Below are 21,732 nucleotides of genomic sequence, written 5' to 3'. Positions count from 1 at the left end.
CGAAGATGGCGATGTAACCATCTCAGGGACTACCACAGATGTGGAAGATGGACAAGTGGTAACCGTTACTTTTGATGATGGGGTGAATCCTCCAGTAACTACTACCGCTACCGTAACTGGTAATGCGTGGACGGCTACTGATGCGGATATTTCTGGATTGGACAATGGAACTATCACCGTAACTGCGGATGTTACGGATGTAGCGGGCAACCCGGCTACCGATAACGACCCAATTACTTTGGATAATGCGGTGCCAACTATTGACATCACTACCCCTATCGAGGGTGACAATATCGTAAGTGCTGCCGAAGATGGCGATGTAACCATCTCAGGGACTACCACAGATGTGGAAGATGGACAAGTGGTAACCGTTACTTTTGATGATGGGGTGAATCCTCCAGTAACTACTACCGCTACCGTAACTGGTAACGCGTGGACGGCTACAGATGCGGATATTTCTGGATTAAACAATGGAACTATCACCGTAACGGCGGATGTTACGGATGTAGCGGGTAACCCAGCTACCGATAACGACCCTATTACACTGGATAATACCGTACCAACTATCGATATTACCACTCCTATTGAAGGAGATAACATTGTAAATGCTGCCGAAGATGGGGACGTTACCATCTCAGGGACTACTACGGATGTGGAAGATGGACAAGTAGTAACGGTTACTTTTGATGATGGGGTGAATCCTCCAGTGACCACTACCGCTACTGTTTCGGGTAACGCGTGGACGGCTACCGATGCCGATATCTCTGGATTGGACAATGGAACTATCAACGTAACGGCGGATGTTACTGATGTAGCGGGTAATCCGGCTACCGATAACGAACCTATCAACCTAAATAATTCTATACCTATTGTGGATAGCTTTAGTACTATCGATACTACCCCTATCCTAACAGGAACTGATGGTCCAAATGAGACCTTAACAGTGGGCTTAGATTCTGATGGTGATGGAATTACAGATGTAACCTATTCTGTAACTACTGATGCTACAGGAAATTGGAGTATAGATACAGAAACCGCAATGCCAATCAATGGTAGTTTCCCTACTCTTTTTGATGAAGATATCATAGCGATTACAGCTACGGATGCTGCTGGTAATGTAGGTACTGGAGAAGTTATTATTTCTGTGGATTCGGATGGCGATGGTCTTAACGACAACGAAGAAACATTATTAGGTACTGACCCTAATAATCCAGATTCGGATGGTGATGGTATAAGTGACGGACAAGAAGTAGCAGATGAAACAAATCCTTTAGAGGATTGCGATTCTAATGGCGGTACTGCTCTAGGAGCGAGTGATTGTGATGACGATGGGCTTACTAATGATGAAGAGGCAAGTTTAGGAACTGAACCTTACAATCCCGATTCTGATAATGACGGTTTATTAGATGGTGAAGAAGAATTATTAGGAACAGACCCTTTAAATCCAGATTCAGATGGTGATGGTATTAACGATGGCCAAGAAATACTAGATAATACAAATCCTTTAGATGATTGTGATTCTGTTGACGGAACTGCTTTAGGCAGCAGCGATTGTGATGAAGACGGTCTAACCAATGACCAAGAAGATGCACTAGGTACAGACCCTGTGTTATCTGACTCTGATGGAGATGGAATTGCAGACGGACAAGAAGTTACTGATGGCACTGACCCATTAGATGCATGTAGCAATGTCGGTGGTACTATACCAGATGGTGTTGCTTGCGATATTTCTATTGCTTCAGAATTAATGAATCCGAGTTTGGGACAAGATGTATTCCAAATTGTAAACATTGAACAATTCCCAAATAATACGGTAGAAGTATTTAACAGATGGGGAGTAAAAGTATTCAGTGCAACTGGTTATAATAATGAAGATAAGGCATTTAGAGGTATTTCTGAGGGCAGGGTAACCATACAACAGAATGAAGAGTTACCTGCTGGTGTATACTTCTACATTATAGATTATGAAAACGACGGTAATGCCAAGAAAAAATCTGGCTACTTATACATCAATAGATAAAATTCCCCATAAAATTAAAGACATGAAAACTATATATTCTCTACTATGTATTGCCTTGTTTAGCTTGCAAGGTATTTTTGCCCAGCAAGATGCGCAGTATACCCAATACATGTATAACACCATTTCTATAAATCCGGCATATGCTGGTAATCGTGGGGTGTTTAGTGTTGCGGCATTGCATAGGTCTCAGTGGGTAGGCTTAGACGGAGCTCCTACCACACAAACCTTAAACTTGCACAGTCCTGTAAGTGAACGTGTAGGCTTAGGTTTATCCGTAATAAATGATGAAATAGGAAATGGAACCAATCAAGACACCTATTTTGATGCTTCATTCTCCTATAGTATTCCTGTCTCTTACCAAGGAAAACTTTCCTTTGGTCTAAAAGCTGGTGGTCATATTTTAAATATCGATTTTAACAAATTGAGAATTTATGACTCTAGCACAGATCCTGGTAACCAAGCTAATATCGATAATAAGTTTTCTCCTAATTTTGGCGCAGGAGTATTTTATCACACAGACCGTTTTTATACGGGACTTTCTGTACCCAACTTTTTGCAAACCGAGCATTTTGATAACGAAGCGGAAAGCACATCTTATGTGGCTAAAGAGCGAATGAATTTATACTTTATTACTGGGTATGTTTTTGATTTGGGCTATTTTACCAAATTTAAACCTGCATTACTTTTAAAAGCTGTAAGTGGGGCTCCCCTACAAGCAGATATTTCTGCCAATTTTCTATTTAATGAGAAATTTTACGCTGGGGCAGCATACAGATGGGATGCCGCGGTGAGTGCATTAGCAGGATTTCAATTAAGTGACCAACTAATGTTAGGCCTTGCCTACGATAGGGAAACAACAGAATTAGGGAATCAAAGTTTTAATGATGGTTCTTTTGAACTATTTTTAAGGTACGAATTTCGGAAGGTAGATAAGAAAGTACTGTCTCCTAGATTTTTTTAAACACAGAACCATGACATTTTTAAGAAACAACCTAATACTGTTATATACTTGTATTAGTTTAGTTTGTGCAGCGCAAACATCCACCTTAAAAAAAATAGATAAGAAATATGACAATTATGCATATAGTGATGCTATAGTAGGTTATGAAACGCTAATAAAAAAAGGATACAGTACCACAGAAGTATTAAAACGACTTGGTAACTCTAATTATTTAGTAGCTAATTATAAAGAAGCTGCAAAGTGGTATGAAAAACTAGTAACTTCTGATGATTTTGATAGTGACCCAGAATTTATCTACAGATATGCAACAACCTTACGTTCTTTGGAAAATTATAAGGAATCTGATGAATGGATGCAAAAATTTCAAGCACTCAATACAGATGACCAAAGAGCTATAAATTTTAATAAAAATCGAGATTATTTAGAAGATATTAAATCAAGAGCTGGTACTTTTAGCGTCAACTCTTTAAGCATAAACACCACAGAATCCGACTTTTCGCCTGCTTTTATTCCAGAAGGTGTTTTATTTGCTTCTGCTAGAGATACCGGCATGTTTTCTAAAAACATTCACTCATGGAATACCAAAACATTTTTAGATTTATTTAAATCTAAAGTTACCGCTAGTGGGGATTTGGCAGAACCCTTGAAAATGAACAAATCTATTAACAAGAAAACTCATGAATCCTCTCCTGCCCTATCACCAGATGGCACAACCTTATATTTTACCAGAAACAACAGTACCAATGGTAATTTTTCTAGAGATAGTGAAGGCGTTAGCAGACTTAAAATTTTTAAAGCGAGTTTAATAAATGGCGAATGGAAAAAAGTACAAGAACTGCCATTTAACGGTAAAGAATATTCTGTAGCACATCCAACGGTGAGCGCTGATGGTAAATGGTTGTATTTTGCTTCTGACATGCCAGGAACTTTAGGTGCGTCAGACATCTTTAAAGTAGCAATTAAAGAGGATGGTAGCTATGGGGAACCCATAAATTTAGGAAACAAGATTAATACGGAAGGTACTGAGAGCTTCCCCTTCATCACAAAAGAAGAGGTATTATTTTTTGCTTCTAATGGTCATCCAGGCTTAGGTGGTCTAGATATGTTTGCTACCAAACTAGACCAAGAAGAACCTTTACCTGTAATTAATTTAGGAACTCCTGTAAATAGCATTGAGGACGATTTTTCGCTGATTTTAAATTCTGAGAGTAAACAAGGATACTTTGCCTCTAACCGCGAGGGAGGACAAGGTAGTGATGACATTTACGGCATAAAACAATTGAAACCCTTACGTTTTGAGTGCTTTAAAGATTTAGAGATTATTGTTCTAGAAAAAGGTAGTAACAATCCGTTAGCTATGGCTAATGTAGATGTATCAGGAGACACACCCACTACTAAAACCGCTACTAACAAAGATGGTAATGCGGTAGTAGCTTTGGACTGTTACACCACTAACGCTATAATTATAGCAAGCAAAGAAGGATATAAGCGCAGTGATATGAAAATCACCGAGATGAAAGAGCAACGACAAATTACCTTATATCTTGAGCCTTTAGTTACATTACCTGCTTTGGGAGAAGATTTAATCGCCTATTTAAAATTAGAACCAATTTTGTTTGATTTGGATAAGTATAATCTAACCCCTACCGCTAAAAATACATTAGACCAAGCCCTTGCATTTTTAAAGGCCTACCCTAAAGTACAAATAGAAGTGAGAGCACACACGGATGCATTAGCAAGCGATGCTTATAATGACAAATTATCTTCTAGAAGAGCTACAACAACAAAAGCATATTTAGTTGCAAATGGTATTGATGCCAGTAGAATTGATGAAAAATCTTTTGGTGAAAATGAACTATTGAACGATTGTAAAGTCTGGAATAACTGTACACCAGAACAAAACCACATTAACCGTAGGGCAGAACTTATTGTTATAAAAAAATAGGGTTTAACAAAACCTAATTACACTGGTATAGAAGGACTTTTTCATAGAAAGAATGCGTAATTTTGCACTCAAATTTTGCTATGGAAAAGTCCTTTTTAAAATTGGCAAAAATTACCCTTGTTTTAGTCTACTTGGTAATTGTTGCCGGAGCTGTTGTACGGATGACAGGTAGTGGCATGGGATGCCCAGATTGGCCTAAATGCTTCGGGTATTACATACCCCCGACGGATGAAACCGTATTGGAATGGCAAGCCAACAGAGATTTTGAAAAAGGTCAGGTTATTATACAAAATAAAGCACTTTGGGTAGCTACCGCTAATTTTACTACTTCTAATACTTACAATCCAAAAAACTGGGAAGCCTATACCAAACATGATTATGCAGAGTTTAACGTTTGGCATACTTGGATAGAATATATTAATCGGCTTTTTGGAGCTCTAGCGGGGTTTGCAACCTTGGCCTTAGCTATATTCTCTTTTTGGTTTTGGAAAAAAAGTAAATTAATTCCTCTTTTAGCTTGGCTGGTTGTTTTTGGCATGGGTTTTCAAGCATGGTTAGGGGCAACAGTGGTGTATTCTGTTTTAGCTCCTGTGAGGATAACACTACATATGTTCATGGCTTTGGTTATTGTAGCCATGCTTCTTTTTTTAATATACAATGCGCAACAAAGTAAAAAACCATTTAAAGGACCAGCTCTAATTAGAAGTGTGGTACTTTTCAGTATTATACTAAGTCTAATACAAATAATACTAGGTACCCAAGTTAGGCAAGCCGTAGACCACCAAATAGACGTTGTAGGATATTTGGCCAAGAATCTATGGTTAGAGAACCCAGATATTACATTTTATGTGCACCGTTCACTATCTATCCTAGTACTACTTACCAATTGCTTTTTATTTTGGAAAATCCGAAAAAACGATTGGAAACTCCCAGAAATAAATTGGGTAATGCTTTTTATTTTAATAGAAGTTTTAACAGGCATGGCTATGTTTTATTTAGACTTTCCCTTTGGAAGCCAACCTTTACATTTAGTTATAGCCTCCATATTATTTGGAATACAATTTTACCTGTTTTTAAAGGTATTCCATAAAACTAAGAACAACATTAATTTGTAACTTTGCCCACTTGAAAATTTCTAGGGATGATATATAAAATCAGGATTATTCTTGATGCGGAGGAAGATATTTTTCGCGATTTAGAGATAGAGGATGGTAGTACAATGGAAGAATTCCACAACGCCATTACACAAGCCTTTGGCTTTTTAGGAGACCAAATGGCATCTTTCTACACCTGCGATGAGGAATGGAACCAAGATGAAGAAATTGCCTTGTTTGATATGAGTGAGACTGGCTCTGATGTGCGTTTAATGAACGAAACAAGCTTAGATGATGTCTTAACAGAAGATACTCCTAAGCTTATTTATGTGTATGATTTTTTAAGCATGTGGACCTTTTTTATAGAACTAGCAGATATTGTAGCAAAGGAGGATGGTAGAACTTATCCTAACGTACTTTTTAGCTTTGGAGAATTACCAGATTCCCCACCAGAAAAGAACTTTGAAGCAGAGAAATCTGTAGATTTTGATGACAGCTTTGGCAGTTATGACGATTTAGATTTTGATGAAAACTGGAACTAATATTTACTGCCTTCATCACTTAAAAAATTTACTTAACCACTAACTATATATATAGCTATGATAAACTTATATTCGGCACAAATAGAGAACATTTCTTTACATCGTGTTGGTAATAAGAGTAGAAATGAACCCATATTTTTATCAGAAAAGGCACACGCTCTTAACGATGAAATCTCTGCTATTTTAAAAGAGTATTTTTTTAAACCTTTCCGGGAAAAAGAGGAAAACTACTTTAGATTCTCTCATGAGATAGATGTAGAATTTAATGAGATTTACAAGGCAGCAGCGGGTATTTTTCAAGAACCTACCAGAACACATCAACTGTCTAAAAATATTACTACGCATTTATTTGACCAATCTAACCATCCCCATATTAAAAATGGAGAGGTGTACATTGCCTACTTTTCTGATATGGTCTTAGACAACCAAAAAGTAGATGCATTAGGTATTTTTAAAAGTGAATTAAAGCATGATTTTCTAGAATTTGAAGAGAATCAGCAAAATTTAGATATCGTAATTAGACAAGGGATTAACGTTAATAAATTAGATAAAGGTTGCCTCATTTTTAATACCGAAAAAGAAGAAGGTTATAAGGTACTATCCGTAGATAGTAATAGGTATGATGCTAAGTATTGGATTGAAAACTTTTTAGGTCTCACCCCTTTAACGGATGAAAATTTCTATACTAAAAACTACCTAAAATTTTGTCAGAATTTTGCTAAAGATGTAGTACTCCCTGCAGAAGATAAGCAGCAAGAGGTCTTGTTCATGAACCGAGCGGTGAACCACTTTGCCAAGAATGATAATTTTGAAGAAACTAGCTTTTTAAATGAGGTAATAGATAATCCAGAACTTATACCGGAGTTTAAACACTATAAAGTAGAAAAAGGACCAAAATATAGCATTGAAGACGTTTCTAACTTTGATATTGCTAATAAAGCAGTAAGCGATGTACGCAAAAAAATTAAAAACGTTATACAGTTAGATACCAACATCCAAATTAAAATGGATTTTATAAATCCAGAATCTGCAGAGAAATTTGTAGAAAAAGGTTGGGATGAAGAAAGACAGATGTACTATTATTTAGTGTATTTTAATAAGGAGCAAAAATCCTAAAGAAAAGCGCTTAAAAGCGCTTTTCCATGATTTGTTTCATACTCATATCCTCGTAATTTCGCTTAACAAAATCTAGCGCTGTTGCGAGGATTTTCCCCATAGTATCCGCTTTTTTAAACTCCATGTCATGGGTAAAATCAAACAGCTCTCCTTTTAAGCGTTCTATATTTTCTGGTAAGCTAATAGAATCTGTTTTAGCAATATTTATAAGGCGTTTTATCCGATTTCCACTACTTAAAATTCGCTTAGCAACTATAGAGCGTTCTTCTATTTTATACTGCTCAACAGAATTTTTCTGTAATTTTTGAGACACTAGATTCACCATGGCATTATTTTCTTTAAAAAACTGAGGCAGGTAGACCTTAAATTTCCCTTCAAAACACTGCTGGTCAAAGTCAATAGCGCGGATACGGTATACCACATGGTCAAAATCATGTACAGGGACAATGACGTAATTATACGCCCTCATATCGCCTAAAAGACGAATCATACATCGCTCATTAAACTTTACAAATTCCTTCGCCAATTGTGCTTGCTGTGACGCTGTGCATTTAGGTAGCATTTCATTTATAAATTCATCCCCAGGAATACCTGCAATATGCTCTTCTATCAAGGTATCTTTATACACCAAAAAGTTTAGATTATAAGGAGATAACATATGCTCTAATTCTAAACCATAAACCCTAGAAGCATCTGTTTTTTTAACGTAAAAATGTGTGTAATTGTCATTCAAAATGTTTCGTACTTTAATTCTAAATGGCTTAGAATTACCAAAAGTACAGTAGTCAATGGCATCTATATTTAGGTATTCTAAAATGCGTTCGCTACCATCAGAATGTAAGATAGAATAGACCTTTTTTAAGCTAGAATCTATTTCCTCTCGCTCAAATTCAGAATAGTAAACACGTACCCAAAGGGTATCATTACCTTCACTATCCTCTACGGCTATAGAACCAGAAAAACGCAATAAATCCTCATAAAAAATAGGGATTTCAATCTTTCTACTATACTTACCTAAATACGCATCTAGCTTGCTATTTATAGGGAAAGCCGGCTTCTTTTTAGACATCAGTTTTTCCTCAATCATTTCTTACATTTTGTCTAAAGGTACAAAAGAGCGCTGTTTTGTTTAAAAATGGAACACCACAAAACAAGTGTCTTTTAACAACATTTATTACAGCTATACAACATAGATCTGCCTAACTCTTAAAAGTTAGGTTTTTTCGTAGTGTTATAACAAACTACCAAACCCCATGACATTTAACACTACTTGGAGAAAACACTTTTTAACCTTAGTTGTTTTACTTTTAGGCTATTTTGGTTCTGCTCAATTAAGCGACCTACACTATCTTCCGCCATTAAAACAAGGGCGCAACAATGAAGGGATTCGTGATCAGGCCATTTATTTATCTACGCCAGAACCAACCACGTTTATGGTAAATGCATATCGCGGTACTAACCCTACACCAATTGCAAGTTTTAATATTTCTAATACTACCCCGGCAGAATGGGTGCTAGCAGATGGTGATAATAATATTACACTTGTTACAAATGATAATACCGGTGTAGTTTTAAATAATAGCGGTTTACGTTTTGAATCGCCCAGCGGCAACCGGTTTTATGTAAATTACCGTGGTAACTCTGCAGCGCAAGCAGCTTCCTTAACCGCCAAAGGTAGGCAAGCACTAGGTACCAGTTTTAAATGGGGAGGGGTTCCCAATTTAGGTGCAGAAAGGTCTAAGTCTAACACCCTTGGTATCATGGCTACGGAAGATAATACTACCGTGACCTTGTTTGGTTATGACCCTGGTTGTGAATTTAGAGTGGGAAATGACAGAGCGGGAATTACAGCAGATTCTTATACAGTAACATTAAATGCCAATGAATCTTTTGTTTTTGAAACCTATATTGGTACATCGCCAACACCAGCTCATGAATCTGGCTGGATAGGAGCCTCCATAGAATCTGATAAAGACATTGTAATTAGTAACGGTTCTATCAACTTTGGTAGACAAGCAGGAGCTGCTAACAGAGATGCTGGTATTGACCAGCCTGTGCCTGTTAACAGATTAGGAAAAGATTATGTGTTTATAAGAGGAAACGGTAATACCAATGGTTCTACGGAGTTTCCGCTAATAATAGCAACATCAGACAATACAAGTATTTTCGTAAACGGAGGAACAACCCCAATTGCCACTATAGATGAAGGAGAATTTTTTGAAGTGCCTAGTACTTACTTTTCTTCCAATACAGTGGGAGCAAACATGTTTGTACAAACCTCTAAAGATGCCTATGCATACCAATGTATGGCAGGTGCATCTCAAGTTTATACCCAGGGTTTAAACTTTGTTGCACCTGTAAATTGTTTACTGCCCGATGTTATGGATAATATTCCAGACATCAGGAATATGGCTGGTACAGATGTAACTGGTGGTATGACCATTATTGCAGCGGTTAATACGCCTGATGCCAATATAGTGGTTACAGACAGCAATGGCCCTGTAACACTACCTGCCTCAAGACCTGTGGCCGGCTCTAGCAATTGGAAAACATTTTACGTACCCAACCTTAACGGTAATGTTAGTGTACAATCTACAGGCCCTATGGCTGTTGGCTTTTTCGGATTCAACGGTGCTCGTGGTGTTGCAGGTTATTTCTCTGGATTTGATACAGTACCAGAAGTAATTCTAGAAATACGAGGTGGTTCTGGATGCTTTGTAGGTTCAGAAATTTTTGAAGCTACGGGTAATTTTGATGCCTACCAATGGTTTAAAGACGGAGTGTTAATACCAGGAGCTAACTCAGTAAATTATGCCCCTGCAGGAGCAGGTGAATTCTTTGTAAGAGGAACCAAAGGCCCCTGTACTTATGATAGTAATGTTATACAAGCTTTATATTGCGATCCTGATATTGTATTAGAAAAAACAGTAGATAACGCAGAAATTGTAGAGGGAGACACGGCCACTTTTACTATAAAAGTCACCAACAATGGGGTTGGTCCCGTGACCAATCTACAAATCACAGATAATATACCTGCCGGACTTACTTTAGTCAATGCACAGACCATTACAGGTAGTTTTAGTGGAAATACTTGGAATATTGGTACTTTAGATGGTGGTGATAGAGCATTTTTACGTTTAGAAGTAAGAGGTGATGAAATTGATATCCTTCCCTTATTAAACCTTACTAATACGGTTACCAACACCCAAGACCAAACCGATACAAACGCTACACCAGATAGCCCATCTGCTCGTATTATAGTACACAATGATTATGATAATGACGGTGTTATAGATTCTGTAGATTTAGATGATGATAATGATGGTATTTACGATACTGTAGAACAGCTTTGTTCCATTTCTAATGCCGTTACATTTACCAATCCTGCCGCCACCATACAGGGCGGTACTCCAGTAACGGAAATATTTACCAACTTTAACGATTTTTGGAGAAGCGCTGCTACCAATCTAAACAGCACTAAACCTAACCTTTCTCATGAATTGTTAGCGTTTACCTCTGGCGGCACAACATTTGCCACTGGGGTCATAGATGATGATGTTTTTGATGCTAACAACAATGGCTTAATGGATGGCTTAGATACTAATAATGATGGTACATCTGATATTAGTATCTCCGAATCTAATTGGTTAGCCCTTACCCCTTCTGATAACATTTATAATGAAATGACTTTGGAGGGAAGCCTAAATGATGGTGATGCAACTAATGCCACGGGATTAACTGTAGTTAGCAATCCTGCTACAGACCCTCTAAATGCCTTATTAACCAATGGCTTAAATGGTCTTGATTTAGGTACTGGTATTGCCAATATTGGTGATGATTGGGTGTATGAAATTGACCCGATTGTAGCTACTACAGTAGGCGATGGTATCCCAGATATCTTATTAACGCAAATAGCACAACCTGGTGGCGCTGGCCATATTATTAGTTTGTATGATGCAAACGGTGCTCCACTTGGCAATGCCGTTCAAATCCAAGCTTCCGGTAGTGGCGCTCTTTCTACTGTTATAGGGTCTTACAATTTAGATGTATATAATGCAAATGGTAGCGTGTTTGCCGCAAACACCTTTAGAGATTATCGTTTAGCTACTATAGAGCTGTCAGAATTTGGAATTCCAGCAGCTAATATTGGTGATGTCGCGTTTTTACGATTAGAATTATCGTCTAGTGCTGACGTGGCTTTCTTGGCATATAATACGGACTCCTTTTCTGGTTTTTGTGCCAACTTAGATACCGATAATGACGGTATACCAGACCATTTAGACTTAGATAGTGATGGTGATGGTTGTAGTGATGCTAACGAATATTATAAAGATGATAATGCAGATGGTGGCGACGGTATGGAATACGGTACTGGCGTACCCGTGGTTGACCCCACAGATGGTACAGTAAATGCTGCTTCTTATACAGAAGTTTTGGCTCCTATTATTGTTTTAGGTAACACTTCCATGCTTCAAGACCAAGTAACAGATATTAATGGACAAGATATTAGTCTGGGCGCTACATTTGATTATGTGTTAACATTCCAAAATACAGGAGATGATGATGCTACAAATTTCACAATTAGAGATGTATTACCTGCTAACGTTTCATTAATTAATGTTGACTATACAGATGCCTTAGGTGCCTCTCACTCATACGACATTAATAGCAATACGTTAAACTTTACTATTCCAGACAATCTGGTAGAAATTGGGGACCCAGAATATACTATAAGAATTACTGTAGAGGTTTCTGGAGAATGTTCAGAATTTGTTGCCGCATGTTCTGGCACCTTAATAAATCAGGCATTTGCTACCTATACTGGTATTGCCAATACAAACACTTTTTCTGATGAAGATGGATCTAACCCTGCTGGCGCTTGTACTACTACTTTAGCCACAGCAACCAATAACATTATAGGCGGATTATCAGATTGTAATATTGCCAGAACCGTGCAATTATGTGGAGACGATGTATTGCTTTCTGCTGGTACTGGTTTTGATACCTATACTTGGTACTTAGATACCAACGGTAATAATACTATAGATGCGAGTGATACCGTTGTAACGGATAGTGACGCTGACAGCGACCCAAGTACACTTTTAGTAACTAACATTGGTTATTATATGGTGCAAAAATCTTCTGGTAGCGGATGCCCAGATATGATTGAAAGAATCAATGTAGAGCGCTTTGGAACCACGCAAACCAATCCTATAATTGACTTCTTTAACCAAGTAAATAGCGATAGTAATCCTGATAACGATATACAAGGGCAAATAGTTACCTGTGGTAACGATGGTAGTGAGCTGCCTCAAATATTCTTGTGCGGTACCAATGATGATGTTACTTTACAATTAGGGATTACAGATGCTGATTCTATTACTTGGGAGCGTTGGGATGAAAATCTTAGTGCCAATTGCCAAGATGCGGGTGATGAATGTGGTAACCGACAAGATGGTTGTGGGTACACAACAGTAGGTAGTACGGACAATTACACAGTAAATAACGAAGGTAAATACCGAGTTGTTATTCGCTATCAAAATGGATGCTTTAGCCGTTTTTACTTTAACGTATTCCAAAACAACCTCAACTTTGGCGTAGACCAAAATGATATTATCTGTAATACAGATGGCAACATTAGAATTACTGGTGTTGGTGCTGGTTACGGATATCAATTATTTAATGTGAATACCAACAGTGTAGCAATTGGTTTTGATGCTGGTCAAGGACCTAACTTTCCTATTGACACCGCAGGCACTTATAAAGTACAAATCACCCAATTAAATCCTACTACAGGGGCACCCGTTGCTAATGGTTGTGTTTTTGAGACCGATGAAATTGGGATTGCAAGAAGAGATTTCACTGTTAATGTAAGCAGTACACCAGCCGATTGTGATACGCAAGGAACTATTAGTATAGAGGCATTAAATGTAATACCTAACTATAGCTACCAATTATTTATAGACGATGGTAGTAATAGTGGTAATGGTTCTTTTGTTCGTTCAGAATTAGCTACAACAGATAACACACATACCTTTAATGGTGTTGCCCCTGGTGACTATTTAGTAGTTACTACTACAGAGAATGGCTGTAGAGAATCTTCTGCCATCACTGTAGATGAAATTCCGGCATTAACGTTAACTGCCAATGTAGAGGCTAACATAACATGTGCTCCTGGAGTTATCAATTTGTCCGTAACAGGTGGCACTACTGGTCATGAATATGTAATATGGAGTAAGGATGGAGTGCCTTACTATACAGACGAAGCAAGCATTCCTGATGCTGATTTTGACTCCAATCCTAACTTCTCTTTTGGTTATACAGGCAATCCTAGCACCTATGTGGCAGGGCAAGATGGGGAATATGTATTTTTAGTTAAGGATGATAATGGTTGTTACCAACGTTCAGCTCCTGTAACCATGCAAGACTTAGGAGCTGTAGAAGCTACACTTAGCCATACCGATATTACATGTGCAGATAGTGAAACCTCTACCCTAACAATTGTTGCTAGTGGCGGAAACGCTCCATATCAATATAGTATTGATGACACCAACTATCAAATAGAGAATTTCTTTAACAATTTAGATGCAGGTATTTACACCATAACAGTAAGGGATGCTACAGGCAGTGCAGATGAAGAGCGTTGTGTATTTACCGTAGATTACGAGATTGAACAACCTTTTCCTTTAAATGCATCGGCTACTATAATAGAAGATGCCTCTTGTGATGCCTCTGGAGAAGCCTTGGTTAAAATATTAAATCCATCTGGTGGCCAGGCTCCTTATCAATATAGTTTTGATGGGGGAACATCGTTCAGCGCTGTATCGGAACAACGCTTAAGCCCGGGCACTTACAATTTGGTATTACAAGACAATCTGAGTTGTACTTTCCCTATGGAAATTACAGTACCAAACCCTACACCTACACCTAATCTAACGCCAAATATTACCTATGAGTGCGATGGTGATGGTGTGGTGACCATAAATACAGATAATACTACAGACTTTAGGTATACTTACGCTATAGATGGTACCCTTAATACACCTGCTGACCAAAATTTCTTTGAAAATGTAGCTGCAGGACAACATACCATACAAGTAAATTACGCGAGTAACCTTGCGCCTAACCAAAGTACTTTGTTCTTAGAAACCTTTGGCGCAGGACCTAATTTACAAGTTGCGGAAGCTGGCCCAGAATATTGTTATGAACCTCAAAATGGTTCAGAAACCAATTGTAATAGAGGTCCTGCTGGTATTTTAGTAAATGGAGAATACACGGTTACCAATTTTGTTACCAATCCTGTACCATTCTTACTAAGCCCGCAAGACCATACAGGACTTACAGAAGGCCGTTTCTTTGCTATTGATGTAAGTACATTCTCAGACACGGGCAGCCCATCTTTAAATAATATTCTTTGGGCAAAAAGAGATGTGGAAGTTTTACCAAATAGAGACATCACTTTAAGCTTCTTTGCTTATAACTTAATGAGCGCTGGTAATGCAGGTAATAATCCAGAGATTTTGGTAGAAATTTTAGACAATTCTGGTACGGTTATCTTTAGCACTGCCACTGGTGAAATTCCTAAAAACACCAATAACGCGGATTGGCATGAGCGTACGCTTACCTTTAATCCAGGTGCAAATACAGAAATAGATGTTGTTTTTAGAAATAACGTAAATAGCAATGATGGTAACGATTTAGTTTTAGATGACATCCAAGCCATACAGACTCCAGAAGTATGTGAAAATACCGCTGAAATTATTGTAAATGTAGAAAGCAATCGTGCTTTTGATGTAGCGATTTTAGGAAGTACTGACCCAAGCTGTAATGGAGCAACAGATGGTAATATTCGTTTTCAAGTAACTAATTTTGATGCTGCTGGTTATGAATATTCTACCGATAGTGGCACTTCTTGGACAGCTACCACAGATGCCGTGGTTACTACGCCAAATGTACTAGGAGACGGCAGCTATACTATTACTGTTAGAAAGGTAAATGACAACACTTGTATAGTAACCTCTGCAACTACTGCTACCCTAACGGAGCCAACTATTATTCTTCCAGATTTACAGCAAACTGCTGACTTCACTTGTCAAAACACGGGAGCCACTTTAGAGGCTTCTGCTACCGGAGGTACTGCTGGGTATACGTATCAGTTAGAAAGAACAGACAGTTCTATTGAAAGAACCTTTTCTAATACTAATGTATTTGTAAATGTACCTGCTGGTGATTATGTAGTCCGCGTTCGTGATGCTAGAAATTGTGAAGTAGCAACAACAATTCCAGTTTCGGTTGTAGCGCCTACACAACCTGCGGTTAGCTTATCTGGCACAACGTGTTATTCTGGATTAAATGACGGATTTATAACAGCAACAGCTGCCAACAATAGTGGTAATGTTACTTTCCGTATAGATGGAGGGCCTTGGCAAACGCCTATCCCTGCTAATGGTTTAACGTATACTTTTGTAGATTTAGGTGAAGGTACGCATCAAGTAGAAGTACAAGATGCCTTTGGCTGTATTTCCACAGCAGAATCGTTCACCATACATCCTGCTTTAAACCTATCGGCTACAATTACCGATGCAAGTACTTGTGGTGATGGAGAAATCAGCGCCACTGCTACAGGAGGTAATGGAACTTTAGTATATGCTTTTGTACCGCAGGGTACTACGGTAACCAATGGTGACTTTTCACCAACAATTACAGATTTTTCCGTGGCATTAGCAGATGTTGGTCAGTATGATGTTTACGTTCGTGATAACTTTGGTAATCCAGGCTATTGCCAAACCATGATTACAGAAGAAGTAGAGGCATTACCTGGTTTAGCTTATAATAGTACAGCAACTGATGCTGCTTGTTTTGGTGGCGAAGGAAGTATCCAAGTTAACATCACTAGTGGTGTAGCTCCATTTACTTATGAATTGGTAGATGTGGATAACGGTGTGGAAAGTCAGACCCAATCTGGAGTGGCGAGCACTACAAGAACATACTACAACTTACCTCCTGGTAATTATGATGTTATTATTACAGATGCTGCAGGTTGTACATCTACTCCTGAAAGAGTAGTTATAGATGAACCTGCTGAGCTTACTGCAGATATCGTTGGTGTAACCCCTTCGGATTGTACTGGACCGTCTACAGATTACGGATTTAATTTTGAAAATTACCCATTAACATTGGCGGGGACTTTAATGTTTAGTGACGATGGTGGTACTACTTGGCAAACAAGCAATCAGTTTAGAGATTATCTGTCAGGAGATGAAGTTTATCCTTCTATTAAAACTGTGGATGGTAGTGGCACCACTATTTGTCAGACAGATTTACCAAGGTATACGATACCTTATCCGTTAGATGATTTGGATATTACGTTATTCCCAATTGTTATAAATTGTAATGAATTACAAGTAAGTGTAAGAGGGCAAGACGGTACAGCTCCTTATGAGTACACATATTCAGAAGACCCAGCCAATTTTGACCCTTCCGCACCTACAAATCCTTGGACAACTCCTTTTGCTGCAGGCGTACAACACACATTCCCAGGTCTAATTCCTGGTAGAACCTATGTTTTTTATGTACGTGATGCTGTGGGTTGTGTAAGAGAAAGTAACGTCAATGTAAATAATGAGGTAGTAGTACCGATGGAAATTACTGCCGAAGTGGCTCCTACATGTAATGGTGCGACAACGGGTGAAATTACGTATACCATTGTTGATACGGATGGAAGTACAGAACCTAGCATGACTTGGACGCTTTATGATATAGCAAATAATGTTATTGATAGTAGTCCTGGGACCATTGCTTACACAAATACTATAACCGTCTCTAATTTAGCAGAAAACGATTATTATATAATTGTAGAACAAGTAGATGCTGGTGGAACAGCACAGTGTACCAGTGCCAGTGAAAATAGTATTCTAGAAGAATTAGATATCATTACAGGAACACCAGCCTCTTTAAGAGACATCAGCTGTGAAAACCCTGGTCTAATTACCATTCCAGATATTACTGGTGGTGGCGGTGAGTATTTTTACACCGTAACAGGCCCTTCACCTTTCGCAACAATTACATCAAATGATGATAATCCTATAGAAATACCTGCTAATTCCCCTTTCGGAACATATAGTGTTAGTGTAGAAGACCAATACGGTTGTAGCTATCCTTTAGGAGATGTTACTATGAATGTAATGCCTCCACCAGTTATTGCCGATGTAGAAATTGCAAATTGTGATGTTAATGCAACTATAACTATAAACGTTGCTTCATCAGATGGCACCGTACTTTACTCTATTGATAATGGCGCTACATTTGAAACTACCAATGTATTTAACAATGTTACTGCTGGTGATTATGATGTAGTCATAAAAGACCAAACAGGTTGTATAGATACTGAAAACATAACAGTACACCCAACCCTACAGGCTTCTGCGACTTTAGCGCAACAATTAGGTTGTGGTCCTGGAAACGAAGCTGAAATAAGGATAGAAGCTACTACTGGTTCTGGTAATTACGAATTTGAAGTTAGAGATAGTAGTAATGCTGTTGTAATCACCAAACAGACACTAGCAACAAACCCTCAAACAGTTACAGTAGGTAGCGCTGACACCTATACAGTCTTAATCTATGATGCTGATACCGATAACCCAGAGTGTGAGAGAAGTATAGAAGTTAATGTACCAGCTGCTATTCAACCAGATTTTTCTGCCAGTGCTACAGCGGTAAGTTGTAGTGGTGCGGAAGATGGCCGTATAGCGCTAAGTCAAGTTAATAATGGCAATAATCCGTTAAACTATACGCTGAGCCCAATGCCAGCAACGGCATCTTGGGATGCTTCTGTACAATCTTTTATAAACTTACCTGGTGGAAACTATCAAGTTATTGCTACCGGACCAAACGGTTGTGCTTCTACACCTTTAGCTGTAAACGTACCAGAAAATCCGGTTATAAGTTTCACCACGCCTACCGTATACCAGTTTGGTTGTGCTGTAGATAATGACACCAATAATGCTATTATTACAGTAGATACAGCTGCAATTACTGGAGGTACTGGAAGCTATAACCGTTTTGTGTTTATTGATGACACTACAAGTACGGTATTACAAGATAGTTCTAGCGCGTCTTATAGTTTTACGGAATTAGCTGGTGGTGATGTAGAAGTTATTGTTTACGATACTAATGGTTGTGCTTCACCTACAACACATATAGTAACGATAAGTCCGTTTGATGCGTTGGATGAAAATCCTACAATAAACGTGGTTACAGCAATAAGTTGTGCAAATACAGGAGAAACAATAACTATAGCAGCAACCGGTTCACAAACTAGTTACGCTACAAACCCTGCCAATTACGAGTTCCGTCAATTGCCTAGTGGCACCTATCAAGCCATCAATAGTTTTGCCAATCTAGGCGTAGGTACTCATACCTTTGGGGTGCGTAATGTTACTACCGGTTGTGAAGTGTTTGTAAACCACACCGTAGCAGAGCCAAATACGTTTAGTGTTGCCGTTACCAAGTTATCAGATGTGGTATGCTTTGGAGATGACGGTAGCATTACCCTAACCTTTACAGATGCTAGTTATACGGGCAATTTTTCTTGGGAAATTTTAAATGCAGATGGTACGCCAACAGCGCGTACAGATGATGCAGGCATATTTACTGGAACAGGCACTACCACAGCTATACCAGTTGCTGCCGGCAATTACATTGCTCGGGTAGCACAAGTTGGTTTACCAACCTGTACACAAGAACGCAGTTTTAGTATTACCACACCTTCTGCAGCATTGACTATGGCAACGGTAGATTTAACTGAGGTTGGTTGTAATGGTAATGAGGGTAGCGCTAACGTAAGACCACAAGGCGGTATGGCTCCATACACTATTACGCTGACAAATACCACCACTGGTGGGGTATCTACAGAAAATAATGTAAATAGTTTCTTGTTTCAAAACTTAGAAGCTGGTCAATATAGCATAGCTGTAACAGATGCACTAGGTTGTGTACAAAACTTTAATAATGAATTTACATTGGTAGTACCAGACCCAATCAATGCTTCTATAGCTAACACCTCTCTTTTATGTGAGGGTGATTCAGACGCTTCTGTAACTGCCAGCGTGGCTGCAAGGAATGTTTCTGCTACTTATCGTTATAGTTTAAATACTTATGATGATGCTTCTGGAACTCGATTACTTAGAAGTTCAGTACAACAAACTGCTGATACCTTCAATGGTTTAGCTGCAGGATTTTACAGTGTAACTGTTATGGATAATATGAGCTGTACTTTTGAAACCGCAATTATAGAAATTGTAGCTCCTATTGTAGTAGAAGGTCAATTAATTACCAACCAGATTCTTAGCTGTTCTGCTGGAGCAGAATTATTACTTACCGCATCTGGTGGTACTGGACCTTACACATGGAGTACAGATGGTATTACATTTAACACCATGAATAACAGTAGTGGCGCTAACACACACTTATTTACCAACATGACCCCAGGCACCTATCAATATTTTGTACAGGATAGCAACAATTGTATTTCTGTAATATCTAACACGGTAAATGTAAATGCTATTCCACCACTCTCTTTTAGTGAGTTTAATACCTCTGCAGCTTTTATTAGTTGTAACGGTGAAAGTACAGCTGCTATAGATGTACAAGCAACAGGTGGTATGGGCAATTATGAATATGCACTGTTTTCAGATAGTACGTTGACCAATGAGATTAGAGCTAACCAAGCTAATGGATTGTTTACGGACTTAGCCGCTGGTTCGTATTACGTACGCGTACAGAGCAATGATTGCGAATTAGTTTCTGAGGTAGTAAACATCTTAGAACCTACTGCACTCTCTATAGCGACTCAGATTACAGAAATTAGTTGTTATGGAGAAGAAGATGGTAGCATAACTGTAAACTTAGCTGGCGGTACAGCTCCATACCAGTACGCTATCTCCCCTAACCTAGACCAATTTGTAAATGATAATGTATTTGACGATTTGGCTCCTGGTGATTATACCGTAATAGCACAAGACGCTGCAGGTTGTTTTGAAGTAATTGAATTTACCTTAGTTGAACCTACTGAGTTAGAGATGACTTTTACCGTACAAGATGAAATTTGCTTTGAGAGTAGTGACGGAGCAATAACTGTAAATGTTACGGGTGGTACGGGTGTCTATTCTACAGCCCTAAATTCTAATGCAAGTGCTGATTTTGTAGAAGGCGTTATGGAATACAACAACTTGTCTAGTGGTACTCATGTAATCTTTATTAGAGACGAAAGAGGTTGCGAAATTAGTCAGATTTTTGAAGTTTCTTCTGGTGCAAACCTAGCCGGGGAAGCAGAAGTACTCTATTCTTGTGATGAAGGTATAACTCAAAACACCATTAACATAGCTTTTGAAGATACTACGGTAGCAAGCGAAGTGTTATATGGTTTAGATACGGACGACCCTAACGAGATGGTCATGGATGGCGTATTTACCAATGTACCTGGAGGTGACCACTACATTACTGTGCTGCATAGTAACGGTTGTCCCAATACTTTTGAGTTTACAGTTGACGTTTTTGAGCCTTTGAGCTTGCAATTAACAGAAGGTACTATAAACCAAATTAGTGCTGCGGCATTTGGTGGTAGTGAGGCCTACACCTTTATCTTTGATGGTAGAGAGTATGCAGATAAATCAGATTTCTACATAACCGCTACAGATACCTATGAGGTCACCGTAGTAGACCAAAATGGCTGTAGCGTTACACAAGAAATATTTATAGAGTTTATAGATGTAGAATTTCCAAGTTTCTTTACCCCTGACGGTGATGGTAGTAATGACCTTTGGAGACCTACTAACATAGAAATATACCCAGAAATCTTTATTAATATCTATGATAGATACGGTCGTTCTATTTATAGATTTAAGGATAATGAAGATGGTTGGAATGGCATTTACCAAAACACCAACCTGCCGTCTGGAGATTATTGGTATGTAGTTAAATTACATGGAGAAGCAGACCAGCGTGAGTTTGTTGGCCACTTTACATTATATAGATAAAAACTAATGAATGAGCAT

At 38.5% G+C, this 21,732-nt stretch carries 8 protein-coding genes; 7 read left to right on the top strand and 1 reads right to left on the bottom strand.

The genetic code is table 11. The annotated features are described in order from the left end of the window. From HCO57_RS13045 to HCO57_RS13020, 6 genes are all read left to right on the top strand, one after another. A partial coding sequence (locus HCO57_RS13045) for a gliding motility-associated C-terminal domain-containing protein (protein ID WP_209066161.1) occupies nt 1-2,020 on the top strand: 2,020 nt, incomplete at its 5' end. 22 nt (nt 2,021-2,042) lie between these two features. Next, nucleotides 2,043-2,981, top strand: a complete 939-nt coding sequence (locus tag HCO57_RS13040; RefSeq protein WP_136952121.1) for a type IX secretion system membrane protein PorP/SprF — start codon at nt 2,043-2,045, stop codon at nt 2,979-2,981. Between the two features lie 10 nt (nt 2,982-2,991). Further along, a complete protein-coding gene (locus tag HCO57_RS13035; RefSeq protein WP_167989372.1) occupies nt 2,992-4,926 on the top strand; it encodes an OmpA family protein in 1,935 nt (644 codons plus the stop codon). 80 nt (nt 4,927-5,006) lie between these two features. Further along, nucleotides 5,007-6,041 carry a COX15/CtaA family protein gene (locus HCO57_RS13030; RefSeq protein WP_167989371.1) on the top strand — a complete coding sequence of 345 codons (1,035 nt, stop codon included), beginning with the start codon at nt 5,007-5,009 and terminating at the stop codon, nt 6,039-6,041. Nucleotides 6,042-6,067: 26 nt separating this feature from the next. Beyond that, on the top strand, nt 6,068-6,562 hold the full coding sequence (locus HCO57_RS13025; protein ID WP_167989370.1) for a plasmid pRiA4b ORF-3 family protein: 495 nt from the start codon (nt 6,068-6,070) through the stop codon (nt 6,560-6,562). Between the two features lie 57 nt (nt 6,563-6,619). Next, nucleotides 6,620-7,678 carry a nucleoid-associated protein gene (locus tag HCO57_RS13020; protein ID WP_167989369.1) on the top strand — a complete coding sequence of 353 codons (1,059 nt, stop codon included), beginning with the start codon at nt 6,620-6,622 and terminating at the stop codon, nt 7,676-7,678. Nucleotides 7,679-7,688: 10 nt separating this feature from the next. Here HCO57_RS13020 and HCO57_RS13015 read toward each other — a convergent pair whose 3' ends face one another. Continuing rightward, entirely contained in the window at nt 7,689-8,765 is a 1,077-nt protein-coding gene (locus tag HCO57_RS13015) for a hypothetical protein (RefSeq protein WP_167989368.1), read from the bottom strand. Nucleotides 8,766-8,931: 166 nt separating this feature from the next. Here HCO57_RS13015 and HCO57_RS13010 point away from each other — a divergent pair, with 166 nt between their 5' ends. Beyond that, nucleotides 8,932-21,714, top strand: coding sequence for a T9SS type B sorting domain-containing protein (locus tag HCO57_RS13010; RefSeq protein ID WP_167989367.1), 12,783 nt, complete (start codon nt 8,932-8,934; stop codon nt 21,712-21,714). Nucleotides 21,715-21,732 lie beyond the last annotated feature (18 nt).

It is taken from the genome of Croceivirga sp. JEA036 (assembly GCF_011882165.1).
Lineage (GTDB): Bacteria > Bacteroidota > Bacteroidia > Flavobacteriales > Flavobacteriaceae > Croceivirga.
Note: the sequence above shows the minus strand (reverse complement) of the source record. Positions and strands in the feature narration are given on the sequence as shown.

Coding starts and splice junctions, on each gene's coding strand:
- HCO57_RS13020 (WP_167989369.1), top strand. CDS start 6,620: ATGATAAACTTATATTCGGCACAAATAGAGAACATTTCTTTACATCGT.
- HCO57_RS13010 (WP_167989367.1), top strand. CDS start 8,932: ATGACATTTAACACTACTTGGAGAAAACACTTTTTAACCTTAGTTGTT.
- HCO57_RS13025 (WP_167989370.1), top strand. CDS start 6,068: ATGATATATAAAATCAGGATTATTCTTGATGCGGAGGAAGATATTTTT.
- HCO57_RS13015 (WP_167989368.1), bottom strand. CDS start 8,765: ATGATTGAGGAAAAACTGATGTCTAAAAAGAAGCCGGCTTTCCCTATA.
- HCO57_RS13035 (WP_167989372.1), top strand. CDS start 2,992: ATGACATTTTTAAGAAACAACCTAATACTGTTATATACTTGTATTAGT.
- HCO57_RS13040 (WP_136952121.1), top strand. CDS start 2,043: ATGAAAACTATATATTCTCTACTATGTATTGCCTTGTTTAGCTTGCAA.
- HCO57_RS13030 (WP_167989371.1), top strand. CDS start 5,007: ATGGAAAAGTCCTTTTTAAAATTGGCAAAAATTACCCTTGTTTTAGTC.